Origin of the sequence: Pseudoalteromonas simplex, from assembly GCF_015278155.1 — a bacterium.
GTDB lineage: Bacteria > Pseudomonadota > Gammaproteobacteria > Enterobacterales > Alteromonadaceae > Pseudoalteromonas > Pseudoalteromonas simplex.
The window spans coordinates 569,729-583,309 of sequence record NZ_JADILN010000002.1 but is presented as its reverse complement, the minus strand read 5'-3'; the positions used below and the strand labels follow the sequence as shown (position 1 = coordinate 583,309).

Sequence of the window (13,581 nt, the reverse complement as noted above, 5' to 3'; positions counted from 1 at the left end):
ATGTAAAAAGGCTTCATTATGAAGCCTTTTTTAATTGTTATTTCTTAATCCTTACAAATACACCCACAGCGCTCAGTAATATCACTACCGCCCATACTGGCCAATTGCCATATTGACTATAAATGCTATCGCCTTTAATTAACGTGATATTGGCTTCGAGTACATCCGCTTTAAATTGTGGCATAGCTAATTGTGATTTAGCGATAGGGTCGTAAACGGCGCTAATACCATTGTTGGTCACGCGAATTAGCGGGCGCTGTAACTCTAAGGCGCGCATACGCGCTATTTGCATGTGCTGATGCGGGCCATGTGAGTCACCGAACCATGCATCGTTACTCACCGTGAATAAAATGTCGGAGTCACTGCGATAATTACCACGAACCAACTCAGAAAAGGCAATTTCATAGCAAATAGCCGGTAAAATGTTTAAGCCATTTGCGCGTAAATTGTTTTGCACTTCATCTCCACGGGTAAAGGAGGACATAGGCAAATCAAACAGTGGCGCAATTGGGCGCAAGAAGTCCTGAAACGGCACAAACTCACCAATGGGTAATAACTGATGCTTTTGGTAGCGGTTTTTACCTAAATATTGATAGTGGCCTTCACTGTCATCGTGTTCTTTTTTACCAAGCACTATTAAGGTATTAAAAATGTTACGCGTGTCGTATTGGTAATCAACGATACCGGTAATAAGCGCGGTGTCATTAAACGTTGCAGCACTATCAAGGCCTGTTAAATACTCGGTTGATAATGCTTCAAGCTCAGGCACAGCAGCTTCTGGCCAAACAATTAAATCAGCATTCCAATGCAGGCGAGTCATATCTTGGTATTTGCTCATAGTCGTCCAAAACTCAGACGGCTCAAAACGAAGATGCTGTTTAATATTACCCTGCACCAGTACAGTTTTAATGGTTTTATCTTGGTAGTGTAGCTGGTTGCTGCTTGCAATCGTATATAAGCCAGCTAATAGGGCTACAGAGGCGATAAGTGGTTTGCCATCTTTGCTAGCTAGGCGATATAAAGCAAACGCAATTAACATACATACAAGCGTAATCCCAAACTCACCAATCACTGGGGCTAAAAAATTAAGTGGGCTGTCTGTTTGCGTGTAACCAAAACTCAGCCACGGAAAGCCCGTTAACAATGTGCCACGTAAGTATTCTGTGGTTGCGATAGCGGCGAGTAACCAACATATAAAGCTATATGGGCCTGTAGCAAGGCGAGTTGCCAGCCATGTAGCTAATGCGGGATAAAGGGCTAAATAAGCACAAAGCAGCACCATTAACGAAAGTGATGCGATTAATGGCATACCACCAAAGGTCGCTATTGATACATGTACCCAGCTTATACCTGCACCAAACCAACCTAAACCAAATATAAAGCCATATTTAGCACTTTGTTTAGCGGCTAATTTACCGTTTGCGAGAGGGTTAATGCAGTAGAGTAGAGCACCAAGGGAAAGAAAAGTTATAAACCATAGGTTATAGGGTGCGTAACTTAAGGTTAAAAAGAGGCCCGCAACAAGTGCGAGCCAGGCTTTTTTATCTTTTGCAAGGTGACTTAGGTTAGTTAGCAGTTTCTTCACTGTCGTTATCATCAGCCTTTGGAATGGTGACTTGCAATTGTAAGATACGGCGGTTATCTGCGTTAGTGACTTTAAATTGTAAGCCTTCTACCTCGATTGTTTCACCACGGCTTGGCATGTGGCCAAATGCATGTAAAACAATACCACCTATGGTGTCAGCATCTGAGGTGCTGTAACCGGTTTTAAAATACTCATTAAAGTCATCAACTTCAGTCAACGCTTGCACAGCGTAAACGTGTTTTGCAACTTGGCGAATATCTTGTAGGTCTTCACTTTCATCGTGCTCGTCTTCGATTTCACCCACGATGATTTCAAGAATATCTTCGATGGTCACAAGACCAGACACGCCACCATACTCATCAATAACAATCGCCATGTGGTAACGTTGTTGACGGAACTCATTAAGCAGAGTGTCTACACGTTTACTTTCAGGCACTACAACTGCAGGACGCAAATATTCACGTAAAGAAGGCAGTTGCTCATCTTTGTTGATGATCAGTGGTAATAAATCTTTTGCTAATAAAATACCTTCAACATGGTCTTTGTCTTCACATACCACAGGAAAACGTGAATGTGTTGAATCAACCATCATAGGTAATAGCTCTTCTAATGGTGTATCAACCTCTAAGGTTACCATTTGCGAGCGTGGGATCATGATGTCCCGCACTTTCAGCTCTGATACACCTAGCACCCCTTCAATCATATCTTTGGTTTCAGGGTCGATAAGGTCGCGTTCTTGCGCATCGGCAATTACTTCTACCAGCTCTTCTCTATTCTGGGGTTCCCCTTGCAACATTTGGGCTATGCGGCCCAGCCACGTTTTGCCAGAAGAACCCTGGCTAGTTTGCGAGTTGTCGTCGCTCATTGCGTCTAATTGCTCCGTTAATTTAAATATCGTCTCGATATGGGTCAGCGATGTTCAGATCGGCAAGTAATTGCTTTTCTATGCTTTCCATTTCAAGTGCATCTTCGTCCTTTATATGGTCAAATCCAAGTAAATGCAAGCATCCATGGATAACCATATGGGCAAAATGGTCGTGAAAGGTTTTTTCTTGCTCAATTGATTCGGCTAAAACAATAGCCGGACAAATGATTAAATCACCTACTAAAGGTAACTCAATGCCCGGTGGTGCTTCAAATGGAAAAGATAAGACATTAGTCGGTTTATCTTTGCCACGGTAATCATTGTTGAGCTGCTGGCTTTGTGCTTCATCGCTGATCACTATAGTCAGCTCTGCATCTTCACGGTAGTTGCTAAGGGCTTTGTCAGCCCATAGCTGGAATTGTTCAAAGCTTGGTAAGTCGTCAAACTCACAGGCTATTTGTAAATCTAATTCGGTCACGAGTTTGCTTCTTGTTGGTTTGCTTGCGCTTCTTTCGCACGTTGTTTCTCTGCACGTTTTAAACGTTCTGCTTCATCGTTTCGCTCATAAGCTTCAACGATACGAGCAACAACCGGGTGGCGAACCACATCGTGTGATTGGAAGAAGTTAAAGCTAATTTCATCGACACCGTTTAATACTTCGATGGCATGACGTAGGCCTGAGCGGGCACCGCGCGGTAAATCGACTTGTGTAATATCACCGGTGATCACCGCTTTTGAATTAAAACCAATACGGGTTAAGAACATTTTCATTTGTTCTGCTGTGGTGTTTTGGCTTTCATCGAGAATAATAAACGCGTCATTTAGCGTACGACCACGCATGTAAGCAAGGGGCGCAACTTCAATCACGTTTTTCTCAATTAGCTTTTCTACACGCTCAAAACCCAGCATTTCAAATAATGCATCGTATAAAGGGCGTAAATACGGGTCGATTTTTTGGCTTAAGTCACCAGGTAAAAAGCCTAGCTTTTCACCAGCTTCAACCGCAGGACGAGTTAATAAAATACGGCGAATTTCTTGACGCTCTAAGGCATCAACAGCTGCAGCAACCGCTAAATAAGTTTTACCTGTACCGGCTGGGCCAATACCAAAGGTAATATCGTGATGCAAAATATTTGCAACATACACGCCTTGATTATCATTGCGCGGTTTAATAACGCCACGGCGAGTTTTAATCACCATGTCTTTGCCATATACACCTGGGTTTTCATCTTGCTCTAGCGCATTTGATTCGCTAATTGCCAAGTGTACGGCTTCAGGTTCAATTTCGCCAATCAGGCCGCGAATAGGTTGAGTTTCAATATAGAGGTTTTTTAGTATCTCAACAGCCGCTGCTGCAAGGTGCAGTTTACCAGTTACTCTGAAGAAATTATCACGGTGTGCAATCTCAACACCAAGGCGGCGTTCAATTTGCTTAATGTTTTCGTCAAACGGACCACATAAAGATGATAGGCGTTTGTTGTCGGCGGGTTCTAAATAAATCTCTAATGTTTTTAACTGATTACTCAAAATTGCTTCCTATTGATGGGTGCAGGCTGTGCCTGCACCAAGTGTCACCCTAAGGTACGAAAGTAGCAACGCCAATTTCGTTAGGGGCCGTAGCGGCCTCAGCTTCAGCAGCTTTGTTTAAAATAGCTGAAGGTGCCACATCACGGCGTAAGTTCATTTCTGATTCTGTACGAATTAATTCACCACGTAAAGAGTTTGGCAATGCTTCTGTAATACGTACATCAACGAATTGACCGATCACTGAGTGAGGGCCTTCAAAGTTAACCACTCGGTTGTTCTCAGTACGGCCACGTAATTCCATTGGGTTCTTCTTAGAAGGACCTTCAACGAGGATACGCTGTTCGGTATCAAACATTTGGCGGCTGATTTGCTGCGCCATTTGCGTGATACGGTTTTGCAGAATGTATAAACGTTCTTTTTTCTCTTGCTCTGTTACGTCATCTGGTAAATCAGCAGCAGGCGTACCAGGGCGCGCACTGTAGATGAAGCTAAAGCTCATATCAAAACCAATGTCATTGATAAGGTTCATAGTTGCTTCAAAGTCCGCTTTGCTTTCGCCTGGGAAACCAATGATGAAGTCTGAAGACATGCTTAGGTTAGGGCGAATTTTACGTAACTTACGAATCGTAGATTTGTACTCGAGTGCAGTGTGACCACGTTTCATAAGGTTAAGAACACGGTCTGAACCACTTTGCACTGGTAAGTGTAGGTGGTCAACAAGTTCAGGTACGTCTGCGTACGCATCAATGATATCTGGCGTAAATTCTACTGGGTGCGATGTGGTATAACGAATGCGGTCAATACCGTCAATCGCAGCGACATAACGTAATAAATCAGAGAAGTAACAAATTTCACCGTCGTGAGTTTCACCACGATACGCATTTACGTTTTGACCAAGTAGGTTTACTTCGCGAACACCTTGCTCTGCAAGTTGGGCAACTTCAAGTAATACGTCATCAAGTGGGCGGCTTACTTCTTCACCACGCGTATAAGGTACTACGCAGAATGTACAGTATTTAGAGCAACCTTCCATAATTGATACGAATGCAGTTGGGCCTTCCGCTTTTGGCTCAGGTAAACGGTCGAACTTTTCAATCTCAGGGAATGAAACGTCAACTACCGAGCTGCTGTCGCCACTTTGCACTTGCTTAATCATTTCTGGTAAGCGGTGTAATGTTTGCGGGCCAAAGATTACATCAACAAACGGTGCACGTTGACGAATTGAGTCACCTTCTTGTGATGCAACACAGCCACCAACACCAATGATTAACTCTGGTTTGTCGTCTTTTAATAGTTTCCAACGGCCTAGCTGATGGAATACTTTCTCTTGTGCCTTTTCACGGATTGAACAGGTATTGAGTAAGATCACGTCAGCGTCTTCAGCTTCTTCAGTTAACTGATAGCCGTTAGTCGCATCTAGTAGATCAGCCATTTTCTGAGAGTCGTACTCGTTCATCTGACAACCCCAGGTTTTAATATGCAGCTTTTTACTCATTGAAATATAGCCTCGTTTTCAATTCGGTAGTGACACAAAAATGTGTTAGAAACAGGATTAAGTGGCAAGTATGCCGACTTAAAGGACGCGTATTTTAGCTGGATACCCGCACAGATCCAAGTATAGTTTTTATCTTTGTGGTGTGAAATCAAACAAGTCACTGTTTTGAAATTCATAAGCAGTAAATGCACTGACACGCAATATTGAATTACGTTACAATTTATCCCGTATTTAAATAGCCCAATGAGCGAATATTAAATGAATAAAAATAAGGTAATTGTTGTCGGTGGCGGCATGGTAGGTGCTGCTACTGCTGTAAAACTGGCCAAGCAGGGTAGGGATGTCACCGTTATCGAAAAGCACCTTATCGATGCTGATCACATTTTAAGCTCAGATAAGGTAGATATTCGCATTTCGGCTATTAATCGTTTTTCAGAGAATTTACTTGATGAGCTTGGTGCAATGCCGCTACTAAGACAAAATCGTATCGCACCTTATCAACAACTAGAGGCCTACCAGCAACAAGGCGAGAATTTATTGTTTGATTGCCATGAAATTGGCGAAACGCATTTAGGTCATTTAATCGAAAATAAATTAATTCAAGCAAGTCTTTGGCAGCAATTCGCCAAGTACAACATCGAAGTGATAGAGCAACTATCAGCCATTACGGATATTACTCAAACGGCTGATTCAATCACCTTACATTATGGCGATACTCAATATACCGCTGATTTAGTTGTTGCTGCAGATGGCGGACAGTCACAATTGCGAACTAAAGCTGGTTTAGGTGTAACGGGTTGGCAATATGGCCAGCATTGCATGGGCGTGTTAATCAAATTAGATGCCCCGCAGCAGGTAAAAACGTGGCAACAATTTACGCCAACCGGACCCGTAGCGTTTCTACCGATGCAAGCGCCTTATGCTAATTTAATTTGTTATCACGATGCTGCGGTTTTAAAGCAGTGGCAAACAATGTCGAATGAGCAACTTAAAGCAAAACTCATTGAACACTTTCCTGAATTACCGGGCGACTTTGAGTTGCTTGAGCATGCTGTTTTTCCACTTGCACGCCAACATGCCAATGATTACTCGCACGGACGTTTAGTTTTAGTGGGTGATTCGGCGCACACAATTAACCCGCTTGCTGGGCAAGGTGTAAACTTAGGCTTTCAAGATGTTGTAGCACTGGCAGATATTTTGGCAGATCAACCTGATGTTGGTCAGCAAGCGTTATTAAAGCGCTACGAGAAAAAACGCCGCCACGCTAATTTACTAATGATGAGTATGATGGATGCATGTTATTTTGGTTTTTCAAACGAGATTAAACCACTGAGCTGGGTGCGCAGTAAGTTTTTAAAGCTTGCTAATAACACAGGCCCTGCAAAGAACTGGGTTTTAAAGTATGCGATTAGCGGGACATTAAGTTAATAGTAAAAAATTAATCGTACAAAAGGCAAAGAAGCGGGGTAATGAAAATTAGCCCGTTTTTTTGTGCTAATACCAATCCGCAATAATACTTAATCATTTTGAGGGATTAAACCTGTCGCTACCTGCGTTAAAAATTTCTGATTTAGAACAACTAAATAACGAAATTTTTGCCTTGTTATCAACGAGGTTTGATTGCCTCAAAATAGACTACTTAATTAAGCGAATTGGTATAAAATTACCGAATATACTTTGGAGAAACTTGAAACTTGAAACTTGAAACTTGAAACTTGAAACTTGAAAGGGAAGTAAGTAGTTGGCTGGGATACCAGGATTTGAACCTGGGAATGGCAGGATCAAAACCTGCTGCCTTACCGCTTGGCGATATCCCAACGCTAAACTTGAAGAGTTTTAGTTCTACTTAAGAACATGGTGCGGAAGGAGAGACTTGAACTCTCACAACCGAAGTTACTGGAACCTAAATCCAGCGCGTCTACCAATTCCGCCACTCCCGCATCATTTGTACTAATGTACTGGTAGTTATTTTAGACTCTTCATTGAGTATTCTTTATCACTTTGAGAAAGTGGCTGGGATACCAGGATTTGAACCTGGGAATGGCAGGATCAAAACCTGCTGCCTTACCGCTTGGCGATATCCCAACAAAGAATAATTTGATAGTTTGAGTTCTTATCAAGAACATGGTGCGGAAGGAGAGACTTGAACTCTCACAACCGAAGTTACTGGAACCTAAATCCAGCGCGTCTACCAATTCCGCCACTCCCGCATCGTTCGTACTAATGTACTGGTAGTTATTTTAGACTCTTCATTGAGCATTCTTTAACACTTTGAGAAAGTGGCTGGGATACCAGGATTTGAACCTGGGAATGGCAGGATCAAAACCTGCTGCCTTACCGCTTGGCGATATCCCAACAAAGAATAATTTGATAGTTTTGGTTCTTATCAAGAACATGGTGCGGAAGGAGAGACTTGAACTCTCACAACCGAAGTTACTGGAACCTAAATCCAGCGCGTCTACCAATTCCGCCACTCCCGCATACTTTTTGCGTTTGTAGTAAGGGAACCTAAATCCAGCGTCTTAATCAAGACATCGGCCAATTCCGCTACTCCGCATCATTCGTACTTAAAGTACTGGTAGTTATTTTAAACTCTTCATTGAGTGCAGCTTTAACTCCTGCAGAGCCATTCTTAAGAAAGAATGGTGGCTAAGACGGGATTTGAACCTGTGACCCCATCATTATGAGTGATGTGCTCTAACCAACTGAGCTACTTAGCCATCGTGGCTGGGATACCAGGATTTGAACCTGGGAATGGCAGGATCAAAACCTGCTGCCTTACCGCTTGGCGATATCCCAACAAAAGCTTGATAGTTTGAGTTCTTATCAAGAACATGGTGCGGAAGGAGAGACTTGAACTCTCACAACCGAAGTTACTGGAACCTAAATCCAGCGCGTCTACCAATTCCGCCACTCCCGCATCATTCGTACTTAAAGTACTGGTAGTTATTTTAAACTCTTCATTGAGCAACAAAAAGAATGGTGGCTAAGACGGGATTTGAACCTGTGACCCCATCATTATGAGTGATGTGCTCTAACCAACTGAGCTACTTAGCCATCTTTTTTGTTAGCACTTCATCGCTGAGTGCGGGGCGTATTATGCTGATATGACCTAAATCCGTCAACACCTTTTTTGCAAAAAAATGCTTATCAGTGTTTGTTTGCATTAAAATTAAGCTAAGTGGCGAAATTTCATTTAAATTGCTGTTTTTTTGACTGCAATTTATGAGTTTAATTCCCAAACGCATCGTAAGAGTTTTAAAACGTACATTTAAAGCTGCTTGATTTTTATACAAAAATCAAGTTTCAAAATTAGTTAGCGTGATCTTTTAGGTGATTTAAACATAAAAAAGCGAAAGCGAATGAATTTATATAGGCTATTTTGTCATTAAGGGGGCTTATTTTTACTTTTAAAATCCCGACAATTTGCTAATCGAGCAGTCAATAGGTCGCAAAATTGCTAGCGAGCTTTGAAATCCCCTCTAATTGACAGTTGTTATTTGACTGTTGTTATCACTCAATTGCTTTCGACGTATTTATTAATACGATTCACTGTTAAGCATAAATAACACCGTACATCACTAAAAAGAACAAGCAGAGGTGAGGCTGCAGAAGTATTACCCACCATGCTTTGATGATTTAGGGAAGGGTTAGTAATATTTAGGCAATAAAAAAGGCTCGTGATAACGAGCCTTTTAAAATCGAATGAGCAAATATGCTTATACGTTAAATAAGAAGTTCATCACATCGCCGTCTTTAACGATGTACTCTTTACCTTCTTGACGCATCTTACCAGCTTCTTTAGCACCGCTTTCGCCTTTAAACGCAATGTAGTCGTCAAATGCGATAGTTTGTGCACGGATAAAGCCACGCTCAAAGTCAGTGTGGATTTTGCCCGCAGCTTGTGGTGCAGTCGCACCTACTGGGATTGTCCATGCACGTACTTCTTTAACGCCAGCAGTGAAGTAGGTTTGTAATTTAAGTAACTCGTAACCACCACGGATCACTAAGTTAAGACCTGGTTCTTCTAAACCTAGGTCAGCCATAAATTCTAGTTTATCTTCTTCTTCAAGTTCAGATAACTCAGATTCAATCGCTGCACATACTGGAATAACAACCGCATCTTCTGCAGCGGCAATTTCACGTACTTTGTCTAGGTAAGGGTTATTTTCAAAACCATCTTCTGCCACGTTCGCAATATACATGGTCGGTTTGATTGTTAAGAAGTTAAGTGGCTTAATTGCTGCTTTTTCTTCTTTAGTTAGTTCTAAAGAACGTAACGTTAAACCTTCATCTAAGTGTACTTTTACTTTTTCTAAAACAGCATTTTGCTCTTTAGCGTCTTTGTCGCCGCCTTTTGCTTTTTTAGCATTACGAACAATCGCTTTATCAGCACTGTCCATATCAGCAAGTACTAATTCAGTGTTAATTACGTCGATATCATCAGCAGGGTCAATTGTGCCAGCAACGTGAACAATGTTTTCGTCTTCAAAACAACGAACAACGTGACCAATCGCATCTGTTTCACGAATGTTTGCTAAGAATTGGTTACCTAAACCTTCACCTTTCGATGCGCCTTTTACTAGACCTGCAATATCAACGAATTCCATCGTCGTTGGTAAAATACGCTGAGGATTTACGATAGCGGCTAAATCATTTAAGCGCGCATCAGGAACCGGTACCACACCCGTGTTAGGCTCAATGGTACAGAAAGGGAAGTTAGCGGCTTCAATACCCGCTTTAGTTAGTGCATTAAATAGAGTTGATTTACCAACGTTTGGCAAACCAACGATGCCACATTTAAAACCCATAGTAAGATACCTTGTGTAATTTCATTAAAACGGATTAAGGTTTAAATGAATGTAGTCTGTTTTGTGCTTTTAACACACCATCTTTTGCAAGTATTTCCATACAACGAACTGCTTCGTCAACGGCGGCGTCCATTTTTTCTTGATCGTCTTTCGCGGCTTTACCTAGCACCCAGCCTGTTACCATTTCTCGGTGACCTGGATGACCAATGCCTATACGAAGGCGCATGAAATCTTTTTGGTTTGCCATTTTCGCAATAATATCTTTTAAACCATTGTGACCGCCGTGGCCGCCACCTTTTTTAAGTTTTGCAATCCCAGGATCTAAGTCCATTTCGTCATGAGCAACGAGAATGTTCTCAACAGGGATTTTAAAGAAATTAGCGAGACTACTCACCGCCTTACCACTTAAATTCATATAAGTTGTAGGGATCAGTAATTTAAATTCTTGGCCTTGAATAATCACTTTGCCGGTGAGGCCGTGATATTTAGGATCATGTTTGAGTGTGCAGTTATAACGTGCAGCCAGTTCTTCGATGAACCAAGCACCTGCATTATGGCGTGTGTTTGCGTATTCGGGGCCTGGATTAGCCAGGCCCACAAGCATTTGAATAGAATTCAAGGTGTTTACACCTTAAAAATTATTCTGCAGCGTCTTCTGAAGCTTCTTCTTCAGCTGGAGCTGCTTTGTTAGCTTTAACAGTAACAACTGACTGATCGTGATCAGCGCCTTTAGTTAGCTCAACAGATGAAACACCTGAAGGAAGTTTAAGGTCAGAAAGGTGGATTGAATCACCAGCTACTAAATCTGAAACGTTAACTTCAATGAACTCAGGAAGTGCTTTAGGAAGACACGTGATTTCGATTTCAGTTAATTGGTGAACAACAGTGTTACCAGCTTTAGTTACTTTCTCTTCACCGATGAAGTGTACAGGCACTTTAGTGTGAAGTTTGTGAGTAGCATCTACACGTTGGAAGTCTAAGTGAGTGATCTTAGGCTTGTACGGGTGACGTTGAATATCTTTAAGGATAGCTTCAACTGACTCGCCACCGATGTTTAAAGTAAGGATGTGCGTGTAGAAACCTTCGTCTTCTTGCGCTTTGATCATATCTTTGTGTGCAAGAACGATTGATGCAGCTTCTTTGTCAGCACCGTAAAGGATTGCAGGAACTTTATCTTCACGGCGTAGGCGGCGGCTCGCACCAGTACCTGTTTCTGTACGTAATTCTGCATTGTATGTGTAAGTTGACATAATGTCTCCAATAATTAATAGTCTTAGGGCCTTTGCGACCAAGGTCCCCAGCCAAAAGGCGCGCTATCATACCACCCCTTTCGGGGAAAATAAATAACGACTACAAAAAAAGCACCTAGGCGGTGCTTTTTTTAGCATTGCAGGGATGTTGATTAGTGTTCAAACATCGCTGAAATAGATTCTTCGTTGCTGATACGGCGGATTGTTTCAGCAAGCATATCTGCAAGTGTAAGCACTTTGATTTTATCAATTGCTTTAAGCTCATCAGACAGTGTAATTGAGTCAGTCACGATAACTTCGTCAATCACTGAATTACGGATGTTCTCAGCTGCATTGCCTGAAAGTACTGGGTGAGTAGCGTAAGCAAATACGCGTTTTGCACCATGCTCTTTAAGCGCTGCTGCTGCTTTACATAAAGTACCACCGGTGTCGATCATGTCATCAACGATGATACAGTCACGACCTTCAACGTCACCAATAATGTGCATTACTTGTGAAACGTTTGCTTGTGGACGACGCTTGTCGATAATAGCAAGGTCTGTGTCGTTTAATAGCTTAGCGATTGCACGAGCTCGAACAACACCACCGATATCAGGAGAAACAACAACAACGTCATCGAAGTCGCGTTCTTTCATATCTTCAAGTAGAACAGGGCTACCAAATACGTTATCAACTGGTACGTCGAAGAAACCTTGAATTTGTTCAGCGTGTAAATCAACCGTTAGAACGCGGTCAACACCAACACTTGAAAGGAAATCTGCAACTACTTTAGCTGTAATTGGTACACGAGCAGAACGCACGCGGCGGTCTTGACGTGAATAACCAAAGTAAGGGATAACGGCAGTAATACGTCCAGCAGACGCACGACGTAGGGCATCAACCATAACGATAAGCTCCATTAAGTTATCGTTAGTAGGGTTACAGGTTGATTGGACAATGAAAACGTCAGAGCCACGAACATTTTCATTAATTTGAACACTGATCTCACCGTCACTAAAACGGCCAACAACAGCATCGCCTAATTCAATATACAAACGTTTTGCAACTTTTTGAGCTAGCTCAGGTGTTGCGTTACCAGCGAAGAGCTTCATGTCAGGCACGGTAGGGTTCCTCAGGCACTGAATTTTGGGACTAACAGGCTATGGTAGGCACCAAAGCAGGTTAACATTTACTTGTACGTTACTTCATTTCAAAGTGAGCATTTAATGCTGTATGAGCAGGAGAAAGTGTAGCACTACTTGCAACAAAACCTGTCCATTTTTCTGGTAATTGAGCTAAAACTTGTTGTGCTTGTGCCTCGGTTGAAAACTCAGCAAAGCAGCAAGCGCCTGTACCAGTCATCTTTGACGGGGCGTATTTTAGCAACCACTGCAGGGCTTTTTCAACCTCGGGGCAGAGCTTTTTAACTAAAGCCTCACAATCATTGCCTAAATTTTCTGTTTGCCAGTCTGCTTTTAGCTTAGGTGTGTCGCGCTTTAAATCTGGGTGGGTAAAAATTTTCGCAGTGCTCACATGCTGCCCTGGATGCACTACACAGAACCAACTTTGCGGTAATTCAATATTTTCTAGTTGCTCGCCAATCCCATGGGCAATGGCAGTGTGACCATTGATAAATACTGGTACATCAGCGCCTAATTTCACCCCAAGCTGAGCTAATTCTGTAAGTGATAAACCACAACCCCATAGTTTATTAAGAGCAAGCAGGGTAGTGGCGGCATCAGATGAGCCGCCGCCAACACCGCCGCCCATAGGCAAACGTTTTAATAGCTTTATTGAAGCGCCTTGTTGGCAATCACAGTGCTGTTGTAATAAACGGGCTGCTTTATATATAAGGTTATCTGCAAGCTCAATACCGTTTGTATCACCGATTACTGTAATATTTGGCTCGTTGTTGACAGTAAATGTTAAGTCATCACCAAATTCTAAAAAGGTAAATAAGGTTTCGAGTTCATGGTAGCCATCTTTACGGCGACCATTTATATGAAGGAATAAATTAAGTTTTGCAGGTGCTATTAACGTTAGCGGGGCGGTTGAAGCGTGTGTCATGA

The 13,581-nt window shown here is 42.2% G+C and carries 11 protein-coding genes and 10 tRNA genes; 1 reads left to right on the top strand and 20 read right to left on the bottom strand.

Going from position 1 to position 13,581, the window contains the following annotated elements; genetic code table 11:
* Nucleotides 1–37: 37 nt before the first annotated feature.
* From lnt to miaB, 5 genes are read right to left on the bottom strand one after another with little or no spacing between them, the layout of a single operon-like run.
* The gene (lnt, locus tag IRQ78_RS06550) at nt 38–1,585 is read right to left on the bottom strand and encodes an apolipoprotein N-acyltransferase (protein ID WP_194441636.1); all 1,548 of its coding nucleotides are present in this window, start codon (nt 1,583–1,585) and stop codon (nt 38–40) included.
* A complete protein-coding gene (corC, locus tag IRQ78_RS06545) occupies nt 1,566–2,450 on the bottom strand; it encodes a CNNM family magnesium/cobalt transport protein CorC (protein WP_054551660.1) in 885 nt (294 codons plus the stop codon). Before corC ends, lnt begins: the two co-directional genes overlap by 20 nt.
* A 22-nt stretch (nt 2,451–2,472) precedes the next feature.
* Nucleotides 2,473–2,928 (bottom strand): rRNA maturation RNase YbeY, encoded by a 456-nt coding sequence (gene ybeY, locus IRQ78_RS06540; protein ID WP_054551659.1) that lies wholly within the window; start codon nt 2,926–2,928, stop codon nt 2,473–2,475.
* On the bottom strand, nt 2,925–3,977 hold the full coding sequence (locus tag IRQ78_RS06535; RefSeq protein ID WP_054551658.1) for a PhoH family protein: 1,053 nt from the start codon (nt 3,975–3,977) through the stop codon (nt 2,925–2,927). Before IRQ78_RS06535 ends, ybeY begins: the two co-directional genes overlap by 4 nt.
* 49 nt (nt 3,978–4,026) lie before the next feature.
* Complete coding sequence (gene miaB, locus IRQ78_RS06530) at nt 4,027–5,472, bottom strand: tRNA (N6-isopentenyl adenosine(37)-C2)-methylthiotransferase MiaB (RefSeq protein ID WP_054551657.1); 1,446 nt, start codon at nt 5,470–5,472, stop codon at nt 4,027–4,029.
* Nucleotides 5,473–5,730: 258 nt separating this feature from the next.
* Between miaB and IRQ78_RS06525 the strand changes: the two genes are divergently transcribed.
* Complete coding sequence (locus IRQ78_RS06525; RefSeq protein ID WP_194441635.1) at nt 5,731–6,900, top strand: FAD-dependent oxidoreductase; 1,170 nt, start codon at nt 5,731–5,733, stop codon at nt 6,898–6,900.
* Between the two features lie 314 nt (nt 6,901–7,214).
* Here the strand turns inward: IRQ78_RS06525 and IRQ78_RS06520 are convergent.
* The 15 genes from IRQ78_RS06520 to ispE form a co-directional block, all read right to left on the bottom strand.
* Nucleotides 7,215–7,289: transfer RNA gene (locus IRQ78_RS06520), tRNA-Gln, on the bottom strand.
* Between the two features lie 38 nt (nt 7,290–7,327).
* Nucleotides 7,328–7,412: transfer RNA gene (locus tag IRQ78_RS06515), tRNA-Leu, on the bottom strand.
* Between the two features lie 70 nt (nt 7,413–7,482).
* Nucleotides 7,483–7,557: transfer RNA gene (locus IRQ78_RS06510), tRNA-Gln, on the bottom strand.
* A gap of 40 nt (nt 7,558–7,597) precedes the next feature.
* Nucleotides 7,598–7,682, bottom strand: a tRNA-Leu gene (locus IRQ78_RS06505).
* A 70-nt stretch (nt 7,683–7,752) separates the two neighbouring features.
* A tRNA-Gln gene (locus IRQ78_RS06500) sits at nt 7,753–7,827 on the bottom strand.
* Between the two features lie 40 nt (nt 7,828–7,867).
* Nucleotides 7,868–7,952, bottom strand: a tRNA-Leu gene (locus IRQ78_RS06495).
* Nucleotides 7,953–8,115: 163 nt separating this feature from the next.
* A tRNA-Met gene (locus IRQ78_RS06490) sits at nt 8,116–8,192 on the bottom strand.
* Nucleotides 8,193–8,196: 4 nt separating this feature from the next.
* Nucleotides 8,197–8,271, bottom strand: a tRNA-Gln gene (locus IRQ78_RS06485).
* Between the two features lie 36 nt (nt 8,272–8,307).
* A tRNA-Leu gene (locus IRQ78_RS06480) sits at nt 8,308–8,392 on the bottom strand.
* Between the two features lie 60 nt (nt 8,393–8,452).
* Nucleotides 8,453–8,529: transfer RNA gene (locus IRQ78_RS06475), tRNA-Met, on the bottom strand.
* A gap of 662 nt (nt 8,530–9,191) precedes the next feature.
* On the bottom strand, nt 9,192–10,283 hold the full coding sequence (gene ychF, locus IRQ78_RS06470) for a redox-regulated ATPase YchF (RefSeq protein WP_054551655.1): 1,092 nt from the start codon (nt 10,281–10,283) through the stop codon (nt 9,192–9,194).
* A 34-nt stretch (nt 10,284–10,317) separates the two neighbouring features.
* Nucleotides 10,318–10,902 (bottom strand): aminoacyl-tRNA hydrolase, encoded by a 585-nt coding sequence (gene pth / locus IRQ78_RS06465; RefSeq protein ID WP_082389177.1) that lies wholly within the window; start codon nt 10,900–10,902, stop codon nt 10,318–10,320.
* Nucleotides 10,903–10,921: 19 nt separating this feature from the next.
* Nucleotides 10,922–11,533 (bottom strand): 50S ribosomal protein L25/general stress protein Ctc, encoded by a 612-nt coding sequence (locus tag IRQ78_RS06460; protein WP_138619876.1) that lies wholly within the window; start codon nt 11,531–11,533, stop codon nt 10,922–10,924.
* Nucleotides 11,534–11,685: 152 nt separating this feature from the next.
* On the bottom strand, nt 11,686–12,633 hold the full coding sequence (locus tag IRQ78_RS06455; protein WP_054551652.1) for a ribose-phosphate pyrophosphokinase: 948 nt from the start codon (nt 12,631–12,633) through the stop codon (nt 11,686–11,688).
* A gap of 79 nt (nt 12,634–12,712) precedes the next feature.
* Nucleotides 12,713–13,579: a 4-(cytidine 5'-diphospho)-2-C-methyl-D-erythritol kinase gene (gene ispE, locus IRQ78_RS06450; protein ID WP_194441634.1), complete on the bottom strand. Its 867-nt coding sequence runs from the start codon at nt 13,577–13,579 to the stop codon at nt 12,713–12,715.
* Between the last annotated feature and the right edge of the window lie 2 nt (nt 13,580–13,581).